At 60.0% G+C, this 23,149-nt stretch carries 26 protein-coding genes; 21 read left to right on the forward strand and 5 right to left on the reverse strand.

What is annotated here, in order from left to right:
• Nucleotides 1-233: 233 nt before the first annotated feature.
• Nucleotides 234-581 (reverse strand): helix-turn-helix domain-containing protein, encoded by a 348-nt coding sequence (locus G7048_RS13975; protein WP_166068721.1) that lies wholly within the window; start codon nucleotides 579-581, stop codon nucleotides 234-236.
• Nucleotides 582-945: 364 nt separating this feature from the next.
• Here G7048_RS13975 and G7048_RS13980 point away from each other — a divergent pair, with 364 nt between their 5' ends.
• The 13 genes from G7048_RS13980 (at nucleotide 946) to G7048_RS14040 (ending at nucleotide 11,484) form a co-directional block, all read left to right on the forward strand.
• Entirely contained in the window at nucleotides 946-1,326 is a 381-nt protein-coding gene (locus G7048_RS13980) for a DUF4177 domain-containing protein (RefSeq protein WP_166068722.1), read from the forward strand.
• Between the two features lies 1 nt (nucleotide 1,327).
• Complete coding sequence (locus tag G7048_RS13985; RefSeq protein WP_166068723.1) at nucleotides 1,328-1,780, forward strand: hypothetical protein; 453 nt, start codon at nucleotides 1,328-1,330, stop codon at nucleotides 1,778-1,780.
• Entirely contained in the window at nucleotides 1,781-2,410 is a 630-nt protein-coding gene (locus G7048_RS13990) for a hypothetical protein (protein WP_166068724.1), read from the forward strand.
• A gap of 71 nt (nucleotides 2,411-2,481) precedes the next feature.
• Nucleotides 2,482-2,832, forward strand: a complete 351-nt coding sequence (locus tag G7048_RS13995; protein ID WP_166068725.1) for a hypothetical protein — start codon at nucleotides 2,482-2,484, stop codon at nucleotides 2,830-2,832.
• A 58-nt stretch (nucleotides 2,833-2,890) separates the two neighbouring features.
• Nucleotides 2,891-3,292 (forward strand): hypothetical protein, encoded by a 402-nt coding sequence (locus G7048_RS14000; protein ID WP_166068726.1) that lies wholly within the window; start codon nucleotides 2,891-2,893, stop codon nucleotides 3,290-3,292.
• Nucleotides 3,293-3,459: 167 nt separating this feature from the next.
• The gene (locus tag G7048_RS14005) at nucleotides 3,460-3,612 is read left to right on the forward strand and encodes a hypothetical protein (RefSeq protein WP_166068727.1); all 153 of its coding nucleotides are present in this window, start codon (nucleotides 3,460-3,462) and stop codon (nucleotides 3,610-3,612) included.
• 852 nt (nucleotides 3,613-4,464) lie between these two features.
• Nucleotides 4,465-5,682 (forward strand): DUF3631 domain-containing protein, encoded by a 1,218-nt coding sequence (locus tag G7048_RS14010; RefSeq protein ID WP_166068728.1) that lies wholly within the window; start codon nucleotides 4,465-4,467, stop codon nucleotides 5,680-5,682.
• Between the two features lie 254 nt (nucleotides 5,683-5,936).
• A complete protein-coding gene (locus G7048_RS14015) occupies nucleotides 5,937-7,007 on the forward strand; it encodes a site-specific integrase (RefSeq protein ID WP_166068729.1) in 1,071 nt (356 codons plus the stop codon).
• A 693-nt stretch (nucleotides 7,008-7,700) separates the two neighbouring features.
• A complete protein-coding gene (locus G7048_RS14020) occupies nucleotides 7,701-8,582 on the forward strand; it encodes an RNA polymerase sigma-70 factor (RefSeq protein WP_166068730.1) in 882 nt (293 codons plus the stop codon).
• An 85-nt stretch (nucleotides 8,583-8,667) separates the two neighbouring features.
• Nucleotides 8,668-9,147 (forward strand): carboxymuconolactone decarboxylase family protein, encoded by a 480-nt coding sequence (locus G7048_RS14025; protein ID WP_166068732.1) that lies wholly within the window; start codon nucleotides 8,668-8,670, stop codon nucleotides 9,145-9,147.
• A 213-nt stretch (nucleotides 9,148-9,360) separates the two neighbouring features.
• Nucleotides 9,361-9,636 carry an H-NS family nucleoid-associated regulatory protein gene (locus tag G7048_RS14030; protein WP_166068733.1) on the forward strand — a complete coding sequence of 92 codons (276 nt, stop codon included), beginning with the start codon at nucleotides 9,361-9,363 and terminating at the stop codon, nucleotides 9,634-9,636.
• A gap of 100 nt (nucleotides 9,637-9,736) precedes the next feature.
• Entirely contained in the window at nucleotides 9,737-10,648 is a 912-nt protein-coding gene (locus tag G7048_RS14035; protein WP_166068734.1) for a hypothetical protein, read from the forward strand.
• Nucleotides 10,649-10,725: 77 nt separating this feature from the next.
• The gene (locus tag G7048_RS14040) at nucleotides 10,726-11,484 is read left to right on the forward strand and encodes a tyrosine-protein phosphatase (RefSeq protein ID WP_166068735.1); all 759 of its coding nucleotides are present in this window, start codon (nucleotides 10,726-10,728) and stop codon (nucleotides 11,482-11,484) included.
• Between the two features lie 104 nt (nucleotides 11,485-11,588).
• Here G7048_RS14040 and G7048_RS14045 read toward each other — a convergent pair whose 3' ends face one another.
• Entirely contained in the window at nucleotides 11,589-12,047 is a 459-nt protein-coding gene (locus tag G7048_RS14045; protein ID WP_166068736.1) for an HU family DNA-binding protein, read from the reverse strand.
• A 261-nt stretch (nucleotides 12,048-12,308) separates the two neighbouring features.
• Here G7048_RS14045 and G7048_RS14050 point away from each other — a divergent pair, with 261 nt between their 5' ends.
• Nucleotides 12,309-13,178, forward strand: a complete 870-nt coding sequence (locus G7048_RS14050; protein WP_166068737.1) for a PhaM family polyhydroxyalkanoate granule multifunctional regulatory protein — start codon at nucleotides 12,309-12,311, stop codon at nucleotides 13,176-13,178.
• Nucleotides 13,179-13,260: 82 nt separating this feature from the next.
• Entirely contained in the window at nucleotides 13,261-14,508 is a 1,248-nt protein-coding gene (locus G7048_RS14055; RefSeq protein ID WP_240932985.1) for an FIST N-terminal domain-containing protein, read from the forward strand.
• Nucleotides 14,509-14,552: 44 nt separating this feature from the next.
• Here the strand turns inward: G7048_RS14055 and G7048_RS14060 are convergent, their stop codons facing one another.
• Both G7048_RS14060 and G7048_RS14065 read right to left on the reverse strand, forming a co-directional pair.
• Nucleotides 14,553-14,954, reverse strand: coding sequence for a YXWGXW repeat-containing protein (locus G7048_RS14060; RefSeq protein ID WP_166068739.1), 402 nt, complete (start codon nucleotides 14,952-14,954; stop codon nucleotides 14,553-14,555).
• Between the two features lie 150 nt (nucleotides 14,955-15,104).
• A complete protein-coding gene (locus G7048_RS14065) occupies nucleotides 15,105-15,848 on the reverse strand; it encodes a helix-turn-helix transcriptional regulator (RefSeq protein ID WP_166068740.1) in 744 nt (247 codons plus the stop codon).
• Nucleotides 15,849-15,966: 118 nt separating this feature from the next.
• Between G7048_RS14065 and G7048_RS14070 the strand changes: the two genes are divergently transcribed.
• From G7048_RS14070 to G7048_RS14095, 6 genes are all read left to right on the forward strand, one after another.
• Nucleotides 15,967-16,800: a hypothetical protein gene (locus G7048_RS14070; protein WP_166068741.1), complete on the forward strand. Its 834-nt coding sequence runs from the start codon at nucleotides 15,967-15,969 to the stop codon at nucleotides 16,798-16,800.
• Nucleotides 16,801-16,828: 28 nt separating this feature from the next.
• Nucleotides 16,829-18,775 carry an MFS transporter gene (locus tag G7048_RS14075; protein ID WP_166068743.1) on the forward strand — a complete coding sequence of 649 codons (1,947 nt, stop codon included), beginning with the start codon at nucleotides 16,829-16,831 and terminating at the stop codon, nucleotides 18,773-18,775.
• Nucleotides 18,772-19,281, forward strand: a complete 510-nt coding sequence (locus G7048_RS14080; protein ID WP_166068744.1) for a hypothetical protein — start codon at nucleotides 18,772-18,774, stop codon at nucleotides 19,279-19,281. The genes G7048_RS14075 and G7048_RS14080 overlap by 4 nt, the downstream gene beginning before the upstream one ends.
• 146 nt (nucleotides 19,282-19,427) lie before the next feature.
• Entirely contained in the window at nucleotides 19,428-19,934 is a 507-nt protein-coding gene (locus G7048_RS14085; protein ID WP_166068745.1) for a YiaA/YiaB family inner membrane protein, read from the forward strand.
• 142 nt (nucleotides 19,935-20,076) lie between these two features.
• Nucleotides 20,077-20,484, forward strand: coding sequence for a hypothetical protein (locus tag G7048_RS14090; protein WP_240933328.1), 408 nt, complete (start codon nucleotides 20,077-20,079; stop codon nucleotides 20,482-20,484).
• A gap of 14 nt (nucleotides 20,485-20,498) precedes the next feature.
• Nucleotides 20,499-21,311, forward strand: coding sequence for a DUF2145 domain-containing protein (locus G7048_RS14095; RefSeq protein ID WP_166068746.1), 813 nt, complete (start codon nucleotides 20,499-20,501; stop codon nucleotides 21,309-21,311).
• Between the two features lie 20 nt (nucleotides 21,312-21,331).
• On the opposite strand, the gene G7048_RS14100 is transcribed toward G7048_RS14095, so the two are convergent.
• Nucleotides 21,332-22,777, reverse strand: coding sequence for a diguanylate cyclase (locus G7048_RS14100; protein ID WP_166068747.1), 1,446 nt, complete (start codon nucleotides 22,775-22,777; stop codon nucleotides 21,332-21,334).
• Nucleotides 22,778-23,149: the final 372 nt, after the last annotated feature.

Raw genomic sequence — 23,149 nt, forward strand, 5'->3', positions numbered from 1 at the left:
ACTCAGCCACTGAGTCAGCTTCTTGTCTCTCTGCGGCTTGCTCACGCCTTCAAGTGCCAGCAATAGTCGCGCACATTGATCGTCTTCACAGTACAGGTAGGCGAGGGACACACCCAGTGTCTCTGCAATCAATCGCGCTGTCTTCACCGGGGGCTCATGCGTCCCCAGCTCCGAGCTTCGTGATCGCATGCATCACCCAATCACTGACGTTGTTCGGCTGGGTTCGAAGAACATCAGCGCAATCGATCACACAGCCGCTTCACAACATCCGTGACAAGTGCTCGATCATTGGGCGTCAAATCGGAAAGCCATGCGCTGATGCGCGTCGCTTGATCATCAGGAGCTGTGGAGCTTTCCACCAGTAACTCCCCAATGCTGGCCCGCAGCACTTGAGCAAGCTTTTCGAGCGTGTGCAGTGACGGTACCGTCGCTCCTCGTTCAAAGCGGCTAATTGTTTCTGGCTCAACCTCAATGCGCTCGGCCAGTTGCGCCTGAGTCCATTGCCGGGACTTTCGCAATTCTGCGATTCGTACTCCCAACAATTCTGCTAACGGCTTGCTTGTCGCCTTCTTCTTGACCATATCTGTCCATTTGGAATTCGACAGTAATGGTTGTTTCACGTTGAAGATTCAGCCAGAATCTAATTTGTTGAAATAGACATTATTTGTCATGTACTGTGACGTCCGATTTGCCAGCCTCATATGCCGCTAGGCGCGTTTGGCGGAGGCGCTGCAATGCGACCTGACATCACATGCACAGAGTCAGTACGTTCGCCTCGCTCTACCCATTCATCTGAATCTGTCCCCCGAATTGCACAGCACTGTTGCAGCACGCTTGTGCGTCGCGGTTGGCTCGGCGGGGGGCATCTTGGGCGCGTTTGCGCGAGCGAGGTCATTTCATTGATCAATCAATTCATTCATCAACCACCTGAAAGGAGTCAACGCAATGGAGTACGAATACAAGGTCATCGACGTGGCCGATGGGGCGATCAGCTCGCTCCTGCTTGGAGAGGGCCGGATCGAAACCGAAGTGCTGGAAGCCTACATCAATGCCATGGCGTCGGAGGGCTGGCGCTTGGTGTTCATGGAGAAGGTCATGCAGCGGCACCTTGTCGTTGCAGACAGGGAAACCTTGATGGTCACTTTTGAGAGGCGGGTGCCGGAATCCGAGCGTGCAGCAAGAGCAGCCAGATGCATTGACGACGTGATCCATGCGGAGGACGTTGCCAAGCGCAGGGGCCGTGGAGCTGCTATCGGGGCAGCGGGCGTGGTCGTTGGCTCTGCTGTTGCGGGGTCAGTGCTGAACAACCTACTGAGCGAGGAATAAATTGGATCTGAACACAAAGATTGCCGAGCGAAGGGCGGAGCTTCAAAGGGAACAGGCCGCTGAGATTGAACTCAGGCGCAGCGAGGAGAGAGCGCAAGCCCAACTGAGACAGGCAGAAGAAAAGGCCATTCAGGAATCAGTCCAGAAGGAGGCTGAACAACAGATTCAGGCGATCGAGAGCCGACTGCAAGGCAGCGCAACGGCTGAACAAGATGAGCCGGTAAGCCCAGCGGCCCAGAAGAAGGTCGATGCGCATATCCGCTCGCTTGCAAACAAGCGATTCACGAAAGGAGAGAACTGGACGCAGGGCTTGCTTCTGGGCGGTTGCGTCATTGGATTCTTCATCGCGTGGTGGATTGGCGTGTGCTTGCTTGTTTTGGCAGGCTACTACATCACCAAAGTCACAGAGCGTCATGAAGCCGAAATCAGAGCAGAGATAAAGAAGGGAACATAGATGAAGAGGATTTCAACTGCGATCATTTTTGTGGGCATCGCCATGCTGATCTTTGCCTTGAGCAGCGATGTGGCGCTGGATGGAATGGGAGGAAGGCGGATCACGAACTATGGACTGATGCACGACCGCTTGGTCAACACCATTCTGAGCGTGACGATGATCCTTGGCGGCTTGCTGCTGAAGATGTTCGGAGGGCCTCTGTCAGGGCCGCATTTGCAGGCCATCGATCAGTTGCCAAAGAGCGAGTACATCGCACGCTGGGCCACAACCATTTTGGTATCGGCCTGTGTTTGGACGCTGGTCGTGATGTACCTCTGGCCCACAACCTTGGTAGCGGTTACGTTGCTTGCTGTGATTGCGTGGTGCTCGTTCCTGCCGCAAGCGACCTACACCGTACTCAAAAGAGTGTGGCTCGGGGCACTGCTGCTTGCCTTGGTCATGGTGATATGGCATGGGATCGCGCTGGCCAAGCCATGGTTCAATGACTTGACATACAGATTGATCGATAAAGGTGTCACCTTGCTTGGCACAGGTGACTTGCCACCCCTGTTTGCTGCATTGCTTGGTGGCCCTTTACTGATCGCTATCGCTGGATTCACCGTGTCCATGCGCAAGGCCAGACGCAACTGACCATCTAACCCTTCATCACCCGCCCTGGAGAAATCCTCGGCGGGTTTTCTTTTTTCACCACAAGGAGTTCTATGCATGTGTACGCGGATTCAGACGCTATCTATCTGGCCCAAGCCGCAGTCAGCGGGACGGAGCTGGGTGAGTTGATTGGACGCTGCATCGAGGAGCTGGAGCCTTATGACGTCCCCGATCTGGGTTCCCTGATCAAGGTCTTGGTCGTGGAGCCTGACGACGATATGACGGCAGTCGATGGAGCGCTGGGCTTCCCGCTTCTGGATCGTCAATGTGACGTGGCACAGCGCCATCAGGATTGGTTCGAGCTGACCTTGGTGCTCAGTGATGACGGCTTTGGAGTCGTCCTCTATGTGCCGCGAAACGCTGACCCAACATTGCTGTCCTATTGCCATCGCGCCACCCGCTGAGGTGGCATTTTTTTGGACGCGATGTTTTCGCCACCTTATTTGAAACAACGGAGAACTCATGAACGACCCCATCAAACCCCTGTACACCGGCGACTGCCCATCAGTCTCTGGTCGCAGCACGCTGACCTACATCGTGGGCAAGCACGAGACCGAGAACACCTTGCACCTGCGCATTGCCGAGAACAGCGGCAAAGGAATGTGGTGCAACGAATGGGCCTCGGCTCAGGCCATTGAGGCGATTGTCAGCAAAGAGCCCAAGCTGAAAGCCAGAAGCTTCTGCGCCCTGCACCCGGGCAAGTCCATCAACACCGGAGGCTTTGTGCTGGCGGCACTGCGGGATCTGGGCTTGATCCGCAGCAGTGAGGCAAACACGCGCATTCATGAACACGTTCCGAAAGCCACTCTGGAGAACGTCGTGATGGCAAAGACCCGCCGCAAGAAGCCCAAGGAGACGATCTGACATCGAGCATTTTCGCTGCCCTGCTCACGGTCTTTGTACTGGGGCTGTGGTTCAACTGCACGCGACCCATGTCGATTGCAGCAGCCGCAAGCCTGACCTTTATGTATCCGCAACTGCTGGTGCTTGTCCTCATCGGGGCTGCACTGGTCTACCTAAGAAAGTAAACCATGAACCTTGATCATTGCATTTTTGAAGCTGCCCAACGTGTCCTTGATATGGACGGCCTGCCAGATGAGTTGTTGCCACTGGTGATCATCTCGGAAGTTGCGCCCCTGCACGGCCTCGATAGTGGTCCGCTGGCGGGCACGGGGTGGAGGTGAGGAGGGGGGCCATGGCCCGCCCCCGGTCGCTGCGCCTGCGCACAACCTGGCCCCCACTCGTGGCCCCCGCCGGGTCGGCCACCCCCCGGCCCCGCCGCCCGCCCGGTGGGGGTGCCCCCTGCAGGGTGCCGCAACATCCGCAACAGCGCCACGCCACGGCCCGGGCCCATGTCAGGCATGGAACGTTGCGGCGTTGCGGATGTTGCGGCAACTGGCGGGAGGCCCCCCGGGGGATATAGAAAAACAAGGGGGCTTGGTCCCCCGTCCTTATATATATTTTTTCCTTGCGATCTGCATTCGCTGTCTGCACACGGCGAATTGAGATGTGCTGAATGTCACAACTAATTGACCTTCAATTTTATCGGATAATTTTTTGATTAATCCATTATTTAGTTGACATTGTTTTACATTTCATAATAAGGAATGATCACGCAGTTCATATGGAGCTGACTCCCTTGCTGAAGGCACTTTAAATACTGAGCTCTCGTTTATTAAGGCTTAACGGTCGATATTTGAAGGGGGGTGAAGTTGCCTTGAAAAATGCAAATACAGTGCTGGAAGGTACTCTGGAAAGGGATTTTCTATTTCTACTGCTGGAAATACTTTATTCATTAGGTTTTTTGAGTTCAGTGCTGAAAGCGCGTTAGCTCCTGTAGGTCATGTTTTTTCGAGTTTTTGGGGAAAACGGCTGATTTTTTGCGAAAAATCGTATGTCATAGTTCGTCCGGATTTGCTTGAAATGCAGGGCAAATTCAGGTTGGCCAACCTTCTTCTCCGCATATAGCTGGGTGCAGGGATTCCCCCCCGAATCTCAAACTTCACATTGAAATAGGATGGACCATGACGAGAAAAATGAAACCAGTAGCCAATGCCGTTGGAAAAATGTTCGACGATGGCGGTCTAGAACCCTGCTCGCAACCTGTCGATAAAAATGCATTGATGGGAGATTTGATCAAGTTGATCAAGAAATATGTCGTGATCTCAGACCAAGCTGCTCTGGCAGTGTCGTTGTGGATCATTCTCAGTTGGAGCTATAAGGAATTCACACGCTGCCCGCTTCTCCTGATCAACGCACCGGAACGAGAGTGCGGCAAAACTCAGTTGTTGAAGGTTGTAGAGAAGTTGGTGTGTCGTCCCTTTGAAACAGCCAATATCACGTTGGCAGCTCTTTTCAGAATGATCTCAAACCATGGCCCGACCTTGCTGATCGATGAAGCCGATACGTTTGTGGCTGGCAAAGATGAGCTGATCGGCGTCGTGAACAAAGGCTATGAATTTGGCGGGTATGTCGTGCGCGTGGAGAACATCAATGATGAGATGCTCGAGTGCGCGTTCTTTGTCTATGGCCCTAAAGCCTTGGCAGGGATTGCTCTTGAGCGGCATCTGCCCGACGCGACCATGAGCCGGGGCATCCAGGTGCCCATGAGGCGTAAGACGAAGGATGACCACATCGAGCGGCTGCGAACCATTGATCCAGAGGCCATCAAGAATCTTCAATCACGCATCCTGCGGTTCGTTATGGATCACAAAGAAGTCTTGAGCAAGGGCTGGGACAAGCTGCCTGAGCAGCTCGGTGACCGCCAGCAGGACAACTGGGAGCCATTGCTCGCAATCGCCCATTGCATGGGGCTTGATTGGTACGACAAGACGGTCGAGGCGGCGCTTGCTATCTGCGTCGAAACGAGTCCTCCGAAGTCTGCCGCCAACCAATTGCTGGAGGATATTCGTGAGGTGTTGAGCGACTATAAGAAGGGCCCGTACATTCCAACGGCAACGTTGTTGGCAAAGCTGCTTGAACACCCCGATATGGATTGGGACAAGTACAACCGTGGGAGCTCCATGTCATCGCGGCAATTGGCCCGCAACTTGAGCGGCTATGGGGTCAAGCCCAAGACCGTGCGCATGAGTGCAAAGGAAACCCCCAAGGGCTATGAGGTGCGTGATTTCCAGGATGCCTTTGATCGCTATCTTCCTGAAACGGTATTCGACCCTGACGCCCCTGAACATGCAGGGCCGGGCTTTCAGCCCGTGGGCATGTCTACGGCAACTTACTCCATCCCGGCGCTCTGAGCGCACTGCGGTTTCGACTAGATCGATGTTTTTGATCACGTCACAAGCCGCACGGTAGGGGGTCTCAAACCTGTCTCGCGACGGGTTCCTCTACCTTCTTTTTTCAATCCCAAGTGTCACGCCCCCTTTGTCTGGGGCTAGGCACTGCTACGTCCAAACACAAGGAGACTCCTATGCCTGTTGTGCATTTCACCCCCGCCTTCATGGCAACCGGTCTGGTGTGCCCACCGGACAAGAAGAAGATCGAGTACAGCGTGGCCGATACCCCCGGCCTGTTTGTCGAGTGCAGGGCCTCCAAAACTGCCGTGCCTACGTGGTATCTGCGCCTGAAGAACGAGAACGGTACCAACTGCTATAGAAAGCTCGGCACGATCGATGATCTGACCCTCGTGCAGGCCAAGAAGAGAGCTGCACAGATCAAAGCCGAGCATCTGCTGATGCAGAAGGAAGAGGAGGTCATCAAGCAGAACCCGGGTCAAATGACCTTGGACAAGTTCTTCCATGAGCACTACATGCCGCATGCGAAGCAGCACAAGCGATCGTTCAACCGGGATGAGTCCTTGTACCGGGTTCACATTGCGCCTGTTTTCAAGGATCTGCCGCTGCAGTCCATCTCTCGCCGTGAGGTGCAGAAGTTCCACAATGACCTGCGAGAAAAGAAGGGACTCAGTCCTGCGTCCGCCGATCACGGTGTCCGGTTGATGTGTCAGTTTCTGAATCTGGCCCTGAAATGGGAGTTTGTCGAGAAGAATGTGCTCAGGAGCATTGAGCTGTTCAAGGTGGACAACCAGGTCGAGAACTACCTCGATGAGGAGCAACTGGGTCGCCTGCTGCATGTCCTGAAAACGGATCACAACCGGCCAATCTGTCACATCCTGATGTTCCTGCTCAGTACAGGCGCACGCTTGAACGAGGCGCTGGCAGCGACATGGGACAACGTGAACGAGGAAACCCGGACATGGAAGGTGGATGCCAAGCGATCGAAGTCCAAGAAGCCGCGATTCATCCCGCTGAATGACTCGGCCATGTGGGTGCTGGGGGAGCTGGAAAGGAAGTCAGAGTATCTGTTCCCTTCGCCTGTGACATACAAGCCCTACACAGCGATCACTTGGCAGTGGTACCGGATCAGGGAGCTGGCTGGGGTGAATCTGCGTATCCACGATCTGCGGCACACGTTTGCATCCTTCTTGGTGTCCAACGGGCGCAGCCTGTTCGAGGTGCAGCAGATCTTGGGCCATAGCGATCCCAAGGTGACGATGTGGTATGCGCATTTGTCGTCCAAGGCATTGCAGGAGGCGGCTAACGCTGGGTCGATGATTGTGTAAGGGGTGCCCCGATTGCTTGGAGGTGGTCGGGGCAGTGACTCAGATCGGCCAACGGCTCAAAAGTGTCTAGGGAATCAGGGGCGATTCAAGTGACGAAGGCTGCGGTGACCGCAAGGCACTTCGGTGCGGTCGTTCGAGCCATTCAAGCTAACAGATACATAAACGACCGCAAACTGGCTCAGAGCATTTGCTCGCTCGCTAGGTGGAGAAGGTGGCAGTTGCTGCACAGCAGGCTTAGATCGAGGCCCCGCAAATGACTCAACGCATGTAAATGCGATGAGTGCGACTCTCACCGGCAGCGCCAAGGCAACGCAACTGACCCTGGAGCCGAGCCGTTCGGTAGAGTTCGTCACAACCGAGCGCCACTGCATTGATTTACATGACGAAAACCGAGACCGAGTCGAAAACAGTAGCAACCGTTTGGCGTCAGGTTCGGAACGGACGCAGGAAAGACACTGAAAACTGAAAAAATTGCTTGTAAATCTTCAACTTACGGCATAAATGCGAATTATTTCGCTGTTTTGAAAATCCGCGTGTCCGTGGTTCGATTCCGCGCCAGGCCACCACTTGATTCTCTAAAAGCCCGTTCAAGAAATTGGACGGGCTTTTGTCGTTCTGGGGGCGAGGTTTTTCGCTCTGCCGTGATCCGTGCTGAAATGCGCAGAGATCAACTTTGCTTTCCGGGAGTGGCTGGTGGAGGATGCGACCAAAATCTTCGAGGGGCTGCGGCGGCGCTTGCAGGGCATTGCGTACCGCATGCTGGGTTCGGTCGCCGAGGCCGAGGACGTTGTGCAAGACGTCTGGCTGCGCTGGCACGATGCGGACCAGCTTGGCATTGCCAATCCCGAAGCCTGGCTGGTCACGACCACCACCAGAGCCAGCATCGATCACCTGCGATCGGCCAAGGCCCGGCGCGAGAGTTATGTGGGCTTCTGGTTGCCCGAGCCGCAGATCGACGAAGCACAACACCCGTCACCCGAGCAGGAGCTGGAGCGCGCCGGGGATCTGTCCGTGGCGTTTCTGACGGTGTTGGAGCGCTTGTCGCCCGAGGCGCGTGCGGCGTTCCTGATGCGCGAGGTGTTCGATGCCGACTATTCGGACATTGCGAGCACCCTTGGCAAAAGCGAGGCTTCGTCGAGGCAACTGGTCAGCCGTTCCAAGGCGCTGCTGCGCGATGGCGGTGCGCCCAGACGCAAGGTGCCGGCTGCGGCGCAGTACACAGTCATGCGCCAATTTTCCGATGCGATGCAGAGCGGCGATTTTGCAGCGCTCCAATTCCTGCTGGCCGACGACGCGCAACTGGTGGGCGATGGCGGCGGCAAGGTGACGAGTTTCCCCAAGCCGTTGCTGGGGGCCAGACGCATCGCGCAATTGTTCTTTGCCGCTCATCGCCGTTATCAGGACGCGCAGCGCGTCGAGCTGGCGTTGGTCAATGGTCAGTGGGGCGTGCTGCGCTTCATCCACGGCGAACTGGAATCGGTGCTCGCATACGAGACCGATGGCGAGCGCATTCTCCAGATCCATGCGCAGAGAAATCCGGACAAGCTTGCGCGCATTGCCGCCGCTTTTTTGTAAAGAGTGGAGGGCAGCCGTCACAAACAGGAGGGCTCGAACGTCTTGGAGGTGTATCTCAACCACCTTCATCGAAAGAGAGTCCTTCATGACGCAACGTGTGAACTATGCCGAGCAATCTCCCGAATTCTTCAAGAAGCTGAGCGCGTTCAGCATGGCCGCTGGCAGTTCGTCGATCGATGCGACCACGCGCCATCTGGTCGAAATCCGCGCGTCGCAGATCAACGGCTGCGGTCTGTGCGTGGACATGCACATCAAGCAGGCGGCTATCCACAACGAGCGGCCGCTGCGCTTGCACCATCTGGTCATCTGGCGCGAGTCGCCGCTGTTCTCCGAGCGCGAGCGTGCGGCGTTGGCGTGGACGGAAGTGCTCACCAGAATTCCGGAGCATGGCGTGTCCGACGAAATCTTCCAGCAGGTGCGCGAGCAGTTCAGCGAGAAGGAGATCTCCGACCTCACCTTCATCATCATGGCGATCAACGCATGGAATCGCGTCAATGTGGCGTTCCGCACGGTGCCTGGTTCGCTCGATGCGGCGTATGGATTGGACAAGGCCCAGCTCGGTTGATGGATCGGGTTGGGGAGCGATTCGGGGCAGGGTGCGCGGCAGTGCCTGCATCTTTCTTGAGGCAGTGAGACCTGCCCAGTCCTGCAAGTGGCTGGCGGCCCTTTAGAATCCGTGCGGAATCTACTGTCGCCTCGGTGAGTGAGGGTGCACTGCGCGTGCGTCGAATCTGCCGTTTGCGATATGCTGTTTATCGCTCCAACCCGTGAATCATTGATGACTACCTACAAAGAACTTCTGGCTCAGAAGCAGGCACTGGACCAACAAATCGCCGAAGCCAAGAAATCCGAATCGAAGGCCGCTCTCGCCACCGTGCATGCGCTGATTGCCGAGTTTGGCTTCACCGCCCAGCAAGTGATTCCCTGGAAGCCGGCCGGTGTGAAGGCTGCCGCCAAGTACCGTGACCCGGTCAGCGGCGCCACCTGGAGTGGTCGCGGCAAGCCGCCGAAGTGGATTGCGGACAAGGATCGCGCCGAGTTCGAGATCCAGTGAGTTCTGTGAAGAAGGCAGCCCGTGTGGCTGCCTTTTTGCTTTTTGGGGCATGAACAAAACACAGCCGCACCCGCCCCCGACGAACCATTGACGATTCGCGATGCCGACAAAGAACGAGTCACCCGAGCCGAGTGAAGAACGGAAAGAAGCCGCGACGGTTCACGCCGATGCGGGCAAGAAGGCGCACGCGCACAGCCTGAGAAGTCTGGGCGTTGCGGCGACGGGTGTCATCGGGCTGTTCTTCGTGTTCGTGCTGGGCGATCTGCTTGCGCGTTCCGGCATTGGATGGATGCGCGACATCTCGCCGAACGTGTTCTGGTTCGGCATCGTGTTTCTGGTGTTCTACCTGATCGCCTACATCAGTCACTCGGAGTTCACCAGACACATCGGTGGGCAGTTGGCTTCGCAGGCGGCGCTGGCGGTGTTCGTGTGGTTCATGTACACGCAGGCGGCGTTGCAGGCGAGTGTGCTGCTGAACCGCGTTTACGGTGTGGACGTTGCGGCATTTCCTGGATCGAGTCAGGTGCTGACCTTCGTGCAGATGTTTCTGGCGAGCAGGCCGCTGATCTATCTGATGATCCTCTGGAGTCTGCTGCACTTTGTTCGCTACGCGTTCGGCAAGGCGCGTGCCACGCGCATCTCCATGTTTTCGTCGCTGATCATGCTGTCGGGCGCGACCATCGGCGTGATGGCGCTGGTGTTCATTCACGAACGTCTGTCCGAGCCGCTGCTGCTCAAGAAGACCTATCTCATCGCGAAGGAGCTCGACTTCAATCCGCGCGTGAACTGCGGGCGATTCGATCTGCAAGGCGTCGGTGTTTTTCTCGGGCCCGAACAGCAGCGCGTGATGATCGACGCCGTACCGTCCACCGCCTCGTGGACGGAGTCGATCTACGCGACGGAGGCATCGTTGCGGTCGGTGGACGTGCCGACGAGTTTTCCGATCTACCGCTGCTCGGAGCGCGATGAGGCGCTGCCGACACCTGCACCCATTCCGACGCCGACAAGCTGAATTCCGCATGTGGAATGCTGACTCCGAAGTCCAGTACGTGTCACACCAAACGCGGGCTTTTCCAATACAGTGTCGGCATGGATCATCAATTCACACGTACGCTCAATCTCGCAGGCGCCTCCAACTTCCGCGACATCGGTGGATATCGGGGCCATGAAGGTAGGCAGGTGCGCTGGCGTCGCATTTTCCGCTCGGACCATCTCGCTGCGCTGACCCCGCAGGACACCCGCACGCTGGCCGACATCGGCGTGTCGCGCGCGCTGGATTTTCGCGGCGATGCCGAACGCGCGGCGCAGGCTTATGCGATTCCCAATGTGCGTTATCACGCGCTTTCCATCGAGCCGACCGTGGTGCAGCGCGCCAAGGAAATGGCTTTGGCAGGCAAGCAGATGACGGCATCGATTGCGGTGGGGCTGATGCAGGACACCTACCGCGCATTCGTTGCGAACAACGCGCAGCAGTATGCGGAGCTGTTCGAGCATCTGCTCGAAGACGATGCGCCGCTGGTGTTCCACTGCACCGCTGGCAAGGACCGCACAGGCTTTGCGGCGGCGCTGATTCTGATGACGCTGGGCGTTCCGCGTTCGGTGGTGATGGAAGACTATCTGCTCACGAATGCGTTGTATCGTCGGCCCGCGACCCTCAACAACGGAGCGCCCGAAGAAGTGCTCAACGTGCTGTGGCGTGTGCAGGAAGATTTTCTGGAAGCCGCATTGCAATCGGTCGATGCCGATTTTGGAGGGCTTGAAAAGTACATGGAAAAGCAGCTCGGCGTGGGAGCCAAGGAGCGAGCGCGACTGGGGCAACTCTATCTTGCGGAGCCATCGCAAAGCTGATGGGGGCTCACGCCGTTCGTGCTGCGAGCGGACAAGAAAAAACCGGCACATGTGCCGGTTTTTCTTTGCGTGAGCCGTGACGATCCTGAAGATCGTCCTGGTGATCAGGCCGCTGCGTCCTTGAGCTTCTTCAGGGCGCGGGTCTTGATCTTCACGGTGGCTGGCTTGGGTTCGAACCAGCGCTCTTGGCCGGTGAACGGATCCTTGCCGAAGCGCTTCTTCTTGGCGGGAACTTGCAGCACGCCGATCTTCAGCAGACCAGGCAGTGTGAATTCGCCAGCACCCTTCTTGTGCACCGATGCCAGGATCGCGCTTTCGAGGGCGGCGAGCACGGCCTTGACGGCCTTGGCATCGACCTGGGCGGTCTCGACCAGATGAGCGATCAGAGTGGACTTGTTGAACGCGTCCTTGATCGGCTTCAGGGCTGCAGGAGCAGCGGGAGCTGCAGCAGTCTTCTTGGCTGCAGGAGCAGCCTTCTTCGCTGCGGGTGCAGCCTTAGCTTTCGCTGTCTTTGCTGGAGCGGCCTTCTTGGCGGGCGCGCTCGCTTTTTTTGCAGTTGCCATGATGAAGTTGGTTGTTTATCTGTTTACTTGGAATACACGCCAGCAGTGCTGGTCTCGGCATTCTAGGGCGAGATTTCCAAGGCGTGTGAAGAGTGCGGGTTCAAATCGGCGGGAAAACTGCATTCTGCAGAGGTTTTGCTGCGAAAGTGCCACGCAGCAAGCAGTTTTTGGGGCTCATGGAGCATTGGCGTTAAGCTGTGAGCCGCGCGTGGTTCTTTCATTTCGCCATCACCTTTCGCGTGCACACAACGGAGACACATCATGAGCGACAGTGACAACACACCTTTCGGTTTCGGACGCTTTGTGCCGGGCTTCGATTTTCTGCAGAGTCTTGCCAAAGGCGCTGCCACAGGCGTCGCTTCGATGCCGGGATTGAGCAACTGGGTGGCGCCCACCGTGAGCGTCGAAGAGCTTGACAAACGCATCGGCGAATTGAAGTCGGTGCAGTTCTGGCTGGAGCAGAACTCCCGCGCGCTGGCGGCCACCGTGCAGGCGCTGGAGGTGCAGAAGATGACGCTGGCGACGCTGGAAAACATGAACATGGCCATGGGTGATCTGGCGGGCTCGTTCGGCGCGAAGATGACCGATGCCGCCAATGCAACCCAGGCTGCTGCGGCCGCTGCCGTCAAGCGCGCGGCTCCCAAGACCGCCACGCCGGAGCCGCAGGCCGCAGCACAGAGCGCGCCATCTGCGGCGGCCAAAGAAGAGCCAGCACAAGCTGCTGCGCCCAACGCGGCAGCCGCAGGCGCGGCCTTCATGCCGGGTGCTGCGGGCATGGTGGATCCGGTGCAGTGGTGGACTTCGCTCACCAACCAGTTTCAGGAAATCGCCACCAACGCCATGCGCGATGTGTCGCAGCACGCGGCCAATGCTCCGGCGATGGCGGGCGTGGGCGTGGGTGGTGGGGCGGCTCAGGATGCGCTCAAGAAAGCATCCGACATGGCCACCCAGTTCGCTGCCGAAAGCGTGAAGGGCGCGCAGGCGATGACGCGCTCCGCCATGGCCGCTGCAGCCAAGGCCACAGGCGCATCCGCAACCGCCAAAAAACCAGCGGGAAAAGCCACCACGGCTGCAAAGAAGACCGCACCATCGGCCGCCGCCAAGAAGGCCAAGCCGAAGGCACCGAAGTAATCGACGCGGTCATGGGATTGACGCTTCAGCGATGACGGCGAGATTGTTTCCTTCCGGGCATGCCACCCATCCCCAGTGGCGCATGGCAGCGGCTTTGGTGCTGGCGCAGCTCAAGGCGCAGATGGCCTTGCCCGGCTATGCGCGCTCGCCGTCGTTGGGGCTGCTGTACATCACCGATCACTACGCCGACGAAGCTGCGCAGTTGCTCGAATTCATGTCGCAGCAGCTTCCTGAAGTGAAGGCCTGGAGCGGCACCGTCGGCATGGGTGTGGCGGCGAACAACGCGGAGTATTTCGATGAACCTGCGCTCTCCGTGCTGCTGTGCGACATTCCGCCGGAGCAGTGGCGCATCTTCTCCGGCATTGCGCCGATTCCGCGCAAGGGGCTGAGCGACTTCGCGGCGCAGACGGCGCTCGTGCATGCCGACGAGTTCACGCCCGACCTGAGCGAGGTACTCGAAGAAATGGCGCAGCGCACCAGCGCGCACTATCTGTTTGGCGGAGTGACGGCCAGTCGTGGACCCAAGGTGCAGTTTGCGCTCGACCTGCTGCGCGAGCATCAGCGCGAGCAAGATGGCGAGGACTCCGGCGTGCTGCAGGGCGGCTTGTCGGGCGTGGCGTTCAGTCCGCAAGTGCAGTGGATTTCGCGCGTCACGCAAGGCTGTCGCCCGATCGCCCCATGGGGCGTGGTGACGGCGTCGCAGGACAATCTGGTGCTGGAGCTCGATGGCGTTCCGGCGCTGGACGTGCTGCTCGAAACGCTGGGCATCACGCTCGAAGGTGATACGCAACCGGCGATTCAGGCCGTGAATTCAACGATGGCGGCGCTGCTCGATGCGGGCTCGCGCCAGCCACACAACACCGGGCATTTCGGTGCCCAAGCGCGTGTGCGGCATATCGTGGGGCTGGACGCCACGCGCCGCGGCGTGGCGCTGGAGACATTGGTCGACGTGGGCTCGCTGCTGGCTTTCTGCCAACGCCACCAGAGCACGGCGCGGGCGGACCTGATGCGCATCTGCGCCGAGATTCGCGAAGAGCTGGAGCCTGCCGAAGATGTGCTTCCCGTGCATGGCAGCACCCGCGTGGACGAGGTGGCTGCCTACGAACGCACCGCCGCTTCCAGACGCATTCTGGGCGCTGTGTATGTGAGCTGTTCGGATCGCAGCGGGCAGTTCTTTGGAGGCAGCAGCGCCGAGCTGCAGATCGTTCGTCGTGCGCTCGGCGATGTGCCGCTGGTGGGATTTTTCGCACGCGGCGAGATCGCCGCGCATCGCCTGTATGGCGACACCGGCGTGCTGACCGTGTTTGTCGGCAGCACGGGCGTGGCGTAGCGCAGGGCGTTTTTGCTTTCTCTTTTTCAGTGGCCTCAGTGGCCTCAGTTGCGATAAGGATTGTCCGGACGGCGGTCGTGGCGATTGGGCACGCCGTCACCGTCGCGATCCCAGCCGCCACGGTTGTACTGCCAGCGGTCGCCGCGTTGCTCCCACGCCGGTTGGTGGTAGTTGTAGCCGGGGCGCACGCGCACCCAGGTTCCGGGCACCCACACGTGGCGATGGCCGCGCCATTCCCAATGACCTTGCGACCAGACCATGCCGCGACGCGGGGCCGGTGCGCGTTCATAGCGAGGTGGCGGAGGCGCGCCATATTGCACGGGCACGACGGCGGGATACGGCGTGCCGATCTGTACGTTGATGTTGGGGCCGGCATGGGCTGCACTTGCTGCGAGGCCGAATGCTGCGGCAGCGATGCTGGCGGCGATGAGCGGTGTGCGAATCATGTGATGCTCCTTCAAACAAGTGGCTGGGTTGGTGCCACGGTGAAGTGAATCATGAACGCCGCATGTGAAGCGCGGGGCTGCTCAATTTGAGCGCTTGGCAAAGTGTTGTGAACAAATGTGTTGCGTCGCACTGTGTTGCACTAGGCGGCACTACCCGGCATTCGTGCGCCGCATCTGCCCGAACACGGCGAACTCCCAACTGCGCATTCCCAGCACCAGCGTATAGCCCTCCAGCTCGCGCGGCGGCAGTTTCTGATCGGCCTGATGCTGCTGTGAAAAGTCTTGCGCAAGCCGCTGCATGCGTTCGTTGAACGCGGGTGCCACCGCGCGGCTGATGGAGCCGTGCACCAACAGCATGCCTTCTCCGGGGCCGTCGAAGCTGCCTGAAAAATAGTCGAGCAGCGCGTGCTCGCGAAAGAAATCCATCACAGCGCCGTGCGGTCGCCAGCGGAAGGTCTTGGCGAGTTTGAGGCGGTAGCGGTTGAGTGGCCGCAGCTCGATGATGCCGATGCGGTCGAGTTGCGCGAGGTATTTCACGCCCTCGGCTTCGGTCAGGCGGTAGGTGCCGATGATCTGTTCGAGCGTCCACTGGCTGAGCACGCAGATCGCCATCAGCAGCAGCTTCTTGTCGGCGACGACGGCGCGCTCCTGCTCGGGCGTGAGTTCCTTGAGCAGCGGTTGGTCATCGGCCACGCGGCGCGCGAGGTCGGCGAAATCGATGCGCAGCGCACGGCAGATCGCGTCGATGCGCGTGAGCGGCATGTCGCCTTTGGCCAGCATGCGCTTGACGCTGGACTCGGCCATGTCGAGTTCTTTCGCCAGATCGGCATAGGTCATCTGGGCGGACTTGAGCTCTTTCTTCAGAGCGGTGATGAGGTCGGCGGTGGTGCTCATGGGTATCGATTATCTATACCGGCGGTTTCTCGCATTCAGGCTGGTTCGGAAAAACGATGCTTTGTACGCGCCAAGTTTGCAGACTGCGCTCCATTGTCATTTCAGTGAGAGCCACTCCATGCTGCACGATTCACGCTCCAGATCACCTTCCCGACTTCCCCGCCAACTCATCGTCGCAGCCAGCGTGCTCTGGTTGTTGCTGACGCTGTTCGGGCCCATGCTCACGCAGTCGCCGAGCTACCACGCATTTGCCGATCAGCGCGCGTTCGGCGCCTTGCCGCATGCGATGGATGTGCTCAGCAATCTGGGTTTTCTGGTGGCGGGCGTCGCTGGTTTGTGGGCGCTGCATCGCACGCGTTTTGTGGCCATCGCGCCGACCGCACGCTGCATGGTGGCCGTGTTTTTCGTGGGGCTGATCGGCTGCTTTGCCGGATCGTCGTACTACCACTGGGCCCCCGACAACGCTGCCTTGGTCTGGGACCGCCTCGCCATGTGCGTGCCGTTTGCAGGCATTCTGGGGCTCGCGGTGCAGCAGACCTGCGACGACGATGCCGCCGCATGGCTTGCCGCCATCGCCATGCTGGTCGCGGCGGTCTCTTCCACGCTGATCTGGCAGCATGGCGGCAATATGCTGCCTTGGGCGGTGGCGCAGGGTGGCGGCATGTTGGCGCTGATCGCTCTGGCGTTTCTGCCGAGCCGAAAGGGCGGTCTGCATGTGCATCTGGGCGTGGTGATCGGCTTCTATGCGCTCGCCAAGGTGTTCGAGTTGGCCGATGCGCAGGTGTTCGGGATGAGCGGAGAACTGTTCTCGGGCCACAGCGTGAAGCACCTGCTTGCCGCCGCAGCCGCTTGGCCACTGCTGAGTGCGTTGGGCAAACTGCGTGTGAACGCCGCCACAGCTTTTTGGCCGAACAAAGGCACAATGCCTGTCAGCAACAAGCTGCGCTGCTGAACAACGACCCTTGGAAAACAACAAGACCATGAACCCATCGCCAGTGGACGACCGCACTGCCAGCGCATCGGCGCATGAGCAGCATCCCAACCAGTTCGCTCTGCTCAAGCAACGGCGCTTCGCTCCCTTTTTCTGGACACAGTTTGCGGGCGCAGCCAACGACAACCTGTTCAAGTTCGCCTTCACCGTGATGGTGACCTACCAGCTCAGCGTGAGCTGGATGCCGCCTTCGCTGGCGGGGCTGGTGATCGGGGCGCTGTTCATCCTGCCGTTTCTGCTGTTCTCGGCAACGGCCGGGCAGATCACCGACAAGCTGGAGAAGACGCGCATCATCCGCTTCGTGAAGGATTTCGAGATCGTGGTGATGCTGATCGCAGCCGCCGGTTTCGTCATGGGCAACGCCGCCATTCTGCTGGGCTGCGTGTTTCTCATGGGCCTGCATTCGACGCTGTTCGGCCCCGTCAAATTCGCCTATCTGCCGCAGGCGCTCAACGAGCGCGAACTCACGGGCGGCAACGGCATGGTGGAGATGGGCACCTTCGTCGCGATTCTGCTGGGCAACGTGGCGGGCGGCCTGCTGGTTGCCATGCCGCAGATCGGCCATACCGCCGTGGCCGTGGCTTGTGTGGGGCTGGCGCTGATCGGCCGACTGGTGGCGCAGTGGATTCCCAAGGCCCCCGCGACCGATCCGAATCTGGTGATCAACTGGAACCCCTTCACCGAAACCGTGCGCAATCTGAAGCTCGCGCACGGCAACATCGTGGTGTTCCGTTCGCTGCTGGGCATCAGCTGGATGTGGTTCTTCGGCGCGGTGTTTCTGAGCCAGTTTCCGAGCTTCGCCAAGGACGTGCTGCATGGCAACGAGCAAGTGGCGTCGCTGCTGCTGGTGGTGTTTTCCATCGGCATCGGCGTGGGTTCGCTGCTGTGCGAGGTGCTGTCGCGCCGTCAGGTGGAAATCGGTCTGGTGCCGCTCGGTGCCATCGGCATGAGCGTGTTCGCCATCGATCTGTACTTCGCTTCGCGCGGACTGAAGGAAGTTTCATCGCCGCTGAGTGCCGCCGAATTTTTGAACGTGGCCGCGCACTGGCGCGTGATGGCCGACCTGCTGCTGCTCAGCCTGTTCGCGGGCCTGTACAGCGTGCCGATGTATGCGCTGATCCAACTGCGCAGCCAGCCAACGCACCGCGCGCGCATCATCGCGGCGAACAATATTCTCAACGCGCTGTTCATGATCGCCAGTTCGGTGCTGGCGGGCGCGCTGCTTGCCGCCCAATTCACCGTGCCGCAGATCTTTCTGTTCACCGGCATCGCCAACGCCATCGTCGCGTTCTACATCTTCATGCTGGTGCCGGAGTACCTGTTGCGCTTTTACGCGTGGGTGCTCTCGCGTATCATTTACCGCTTCAAGGTGCGCGGCGACGAGCACATTCCCACGCAAGGCGCTGCCATTCTGGCCTGCAACCACGTGAGCTTCGTCGATGCCGTGCTGCTGATGGCCGCGAGCCCACGTCCGATCTATTTCATCATGGACCACCGCATCTTCCGCGTGCCGGTGATGGGCTGGATCTTCAAGCTGGCCAAGGCGATTCCGGTGGCTTCGCAAAAGGAAGACCCCGCCACGTACGAAGCGGCTTTTGCTCACGCGGCGAAGGTGCTGCGCGATGGCGATCTGCTGGCGATCTTTCCCGAGGGCGGCATCACGCGCGACGGCGAGTTGCAGGAGTTCAAGGGCGGCATCATGAAGATCATCGAGCGCGCGCGTGCGGATGGTCTGGATGTGCCCGTGGTGCCGATGGCGCTGACCAATCTGTGGGGCTCTTTCTTCAGCCGCATCGAGCAGGGCGGCGCGATGGTGCGCCCGTTCCGCCGCGGCATGTTCAACCGCGTGGGGCTGAATGTGGGCGCGCCCATGCCCGCATCGCAGGTGCAACCGGCCACCTTGCGCGCGCGCGTGGCGGCGCTGCTCAAGGCATGAGCGCGGAAAACGAAGCGCTGGCGCTGCGCATCGTCGGTTTTCTGCGGGAGATCGGCCTGAACGTGGCGCAGTGCGAGTTGCCTGACGGCAGCTTTCTGCCCGGTGTACGCATTCGGCAAGGGGGCCTGCAGGTCGATCTTGCCAAGCTGCGCTGGCCCGGTGATCTGCTGCACGAGGCCGGGCATCTTGCGGTCGTTCCCACCGCCTTGCGGGCGACGATGGACGACGCTCTGCAGGACATGCCCAAGGTGCCGCATGGCGGCGAAATCGAAGCCACTGCCTGGGCGTGGGCGGCCTCGCGCCATCTGGGGCTGGATTCCGACGTGCTGTTCCATGACGGCGGCTACCACGGCCATGCTGCGGGGCTGCGCATGAATTTCGAACTGGGTGTCTATCTGGGCGCTTCGGGGCTCGCCAGTGCGGGCATGACGCATCTGGCGGGGCATGCCGACACGCCAGAGGGAGCCGTTGTCTATCCGCAGATGCGACTTTGGCTGCGGGTTTGAGTGTCACGGGTCGAAAAGTATCGTTTTTCGGTACTTGAGGTGGATATCGACACCACTCTCCATCCTTTCGACTACTTTTTGAAGCCGCTGCGGCAACATTCGTTCCGTGTTCAACAACGAGCTTGTTCCAAACAGCTCCAACTCACATGTCCTCCAGCAACTTCACCGTCGTTCAACGTGACACCAAGGCCTGGCAACTGCAGGTGTGGGTCTCTTTCGGCATCGCAGTGTTCCTCTGCGCCACAGGTTTGGCCTGGCTGCCGGGCGAACGACTGGAGCAGGTCTTCATGGTGATGGGTTATGTGTTCTGTCTGTCGGCCACCTTCGTGCTGGCCAAGTTCACCCGGGACAACCAGAACAAGCGCGGCGCCACAGCCGACACGCCGATGTGGCGATTCGTGGTGTGGGGCGGTTTTGCGATCGCCATGGCGCTGACGGGCTGGGGCCTGCTGGGCATGAACATCAACCCCACTTACAAGGCCTTCATGGCGGTGAGCTGGTTGTACCTGATCACCACGGCCTTCACGCTGGCCAAGATGCTGCGTGACCGCTACGACGCCGACCTGTTCGAAGCCCGAGTGCAAGGTCGCCGTGAAGCGCAGATGCAGCAAGGCGCGGCGGCTGTGGCGGAAGACAGCGGCGTCGCCAAGTGATCGCCCACCCGTTGAAAAGCGTTCGAGTCATCCATTGAAAAGCAAATGCGTGTGGCTGCAATGTGCAGCCAGCGCGAGAAAGGGAAACATCATGCGTTCGATCATTCGCAAGACCATTGTTCATACGGCTCTTCTGGCCTGCATGTTGGGCGGATTCACCGCCCGGGCCGACGCCCAAAGCGATGCCTCGCTGGCCCTGTCGGTGATGCCGATTGCCTCGGTGGTGCTGGGCGTGGGGGCCAGCGGTGCGGCCGCCGGTGCGGTGGTGGCGATTCCTGCGGCGCTGTCGGTGGGTGGTGCGGTGCTGGTGGTGAAGACGGTGGAAGCCTCTGCAGTCGGCACGGTGTATCTGCTGGAGCGCGCATCGGATGGCGCCCAAGCCAGCGTGGAAGTGGTCGGCAAGGGCTCGCGTGCTGTGGCTTACGGTGTGGGCACGACGGTGGAGTGCAGTCTGGTGACGGGCGGCGTGGTGCTGTCGGTGGCGGGTGCAGTGATCGCCTTTGTGCCCGATGCCATCGGCACGGCGCTGCTGCATAACGAACGTCTGTGATCGGGAGCCATCGCATGCCAAAGACACCAACAACGATTCGACAGGGCGTGGTGATGGCGCTGGCCGCCGCTGCGCTGACCACGGCGGGCGGCGCGGCTTACGCAGGCCGCTCCTGCGAGCAGAAGCCGGTGAGCGTTCAGACCATCAAGAAGGGCATGGAGCTGGCCGCGCAGTCCGCCAAGGCGCTGGACGCGACCGGCGCGAAGGTGATCGTGCTGGGCCGCGCGGGGCAGGATCTGAGCAAGTACAACCTGCGTTACTCGCATCTCGGCTGGGCCTACAAGACGCCGGAAGGACACTGGCGCGTCGAGCACAAGCTCAACGAATGCGGCACGGCCGAGGCGCATGTCTACAAGCAGGGGCTGGGCGAGTTCTTCCTCGATGACCTGTGGCGCTACGAAGCCGTGTGGGCCGTGCCCACGCCCGAGGTGCAGGAGCGCATGCTGCCCATCCTGCTCGACCGCCGCAAGGTGCTGGCGCTGCACCAGCCCAAGTACAGCATGGTGAGCTACCCGTGGGCCACCAAGTACCAGCAGTCCAACCAGTGGGCGCTGGAGTCGCTGGCCATGGCGATGGAGCCGACGGTGACGACGCGCGAGCAGGCGCAGGCCTGGCTCAAGTTCAAGGGCTACGAGCCCAGCGCGATGAAGATCGGTGCGATGACGCGACTCGGCGGTCGCATGACGGCGGCGAACATTGCGTTCGACGACCATCCGAACGAAAAGCGCTTTGCCGACCGTATTGAAACGGTGACGGTGGATTCGGTGATGGGCTTTCTGCAGCGGACCCAATTGACGGGCGCGCCGCAGACCTTGAAGCTGAATTGAAGGCCGCGACTGCGCAGTAGTCAGTAAACGGCGTGCGGGCACATCACCACGCGGTTGCGGCCCGTGCCCTTGGCCTCGTAGAGCGCGTGATCAGCCTCGCGCAGCAGTTGCTCGATCAGCGCGTGCTTGGGCGGAGCCTCCTGGTGCACCACGCCGATGCTGACCGTGACGTGCAACTGCACTTCATCATTGAAGGTGAAGATATGGCGGCGCGTGGCGTCGCACAGGCGCTCGGCGATGTCGTGCGCCTCGTCGCGCGTGACGTTGGGCAGCATGAGCGCGAACTCCTCGCCGCCCATGCGGCCCAGCACGTCGGCGGGGCGCAGGTGCAGGGTGACGAGCTGGGTGAATTCGCGCAGCAGCTCGTCGCCAGCCGCGTGGCCGTGGGTGTCGTTCACGCCCTTGAAGTTGTCCAGATCGATCATCAGCACGGCCGCGGGGCGGCGTTCCAGCCCGAGCTTCTGCAACCAGTGCGCGCATTGTTCGAGGAAGGTGCTGCGGCCAAGCACGCCGGTCAGAGCGTCGTGGCGTGCGGCGTAGTTCAGCTTGCTCAGCAGCTCGTTGCGCACGGCCTGGAAGCTCGCCACCGCCAGCGGTCCGAGCGACAGCAGCGTGATGCCCAAGCGCAGCGAAATCGCATCAATCATGTGATCGGGCGTATAGGTGATGATGCCGAGCGATGCGGTGTACGACTTGAGCAGACCCACCGCAAAGCACAGCAGCGACACCGAAAACAGCTTGTAGCGCAGCGCACACCAGATCAGCGCGGGCACGCCGAACACCAGCGAGCCGGGCCCGCCGATCAGCACCGCACCAGCCTCGCAGGCAACCAGCGTGAGCAGCGGTGCGATGTGGACGATGTCCCACTGTCGGAAGAATTTCTTCCAGTCGGTTCGGCGAATCTGTTGCAGCGTGGGCGCGCTCAACACGATGGGCAGGATCAGCATGCTGCACATCAGCGCGCTGGTGAACCACATGAAGAAAGCACCCACGGAGGTGCCGCCGAACAGGAACGGCGTGGCCGGAAAACCGACGACGGATTCGCCTGCCGCCTGCACCAGACAGCCGCACAGCAGAAACAGCGCCGAGAGCGTGCCGCGCAGCAGCACGGTGTTGCGATCAAAGCCCTTGAAGAACTGAAACCCCGCGACGACGCCCGCCAGATTGGCAAACGACAGCCAGATGGCGGCGGCCGGGCCATCGCCCATCATCAATGAGGAAAATACAAAGGCGCAGGTGCTCCAGACCCAGGCACGGGGATCGCGCGCCAGAGACGGGCGGCGCAGGATCAGGCCGAGCATCAGCGCATTGGCGGGCCAGAACGAGGCGAGAAAGGCCACCGGGCGGCTCAGCGTGCCGATGATGCAGGCCACGAAGATGGCGATGCCCAGCGCCGCAGCCGCGTGCGAATCCGACAGCGTGCGCGGCGCTGATGCGGGCTCGATGGTGGCTCGTTGAGAATCCATGGCGGCAGAAGGCTTGGAGCGTGGTGCCTGAACAGTGAATGGAACGAAGGGCGAGATTTCCGTTTATTACTATCGGTCGGCTGGAGTTTCCTGTACGTTAGCTTACAACGGCTGATCGCCATTGCGTATGTCTGATCGCCGAGACCTAGGGTTATCAAGGTCCGGGAAATACGCACAATGGCGCACAAAAACGGGGCAGTGCGCACCGATTTGGGGCTTCGCCAGCGTGCGTGAAATGGCGAAGTTCAGGCCGTGCTGCGCGGTGGGCAGGGGCGCGAGATGGGTTGGGGTGCGCAAGCTCTGCGCAAAAAAGAGAGCGCTGCCACGCTGAAGCACAAGCGCTGGCAAGCCCTTGAACGAGAGCGCTCACCC

Origin of the sequence: Diaphorobacter sp. HDW4B (assembly GCF_011305535.1) — a bacterium.
Classification (GTDB): Bacteria; Pseudomonadota; Gammaproteobacteria; order Burkholderiales; family Burkholderiaceae_C; genus Diaphorobacter_A.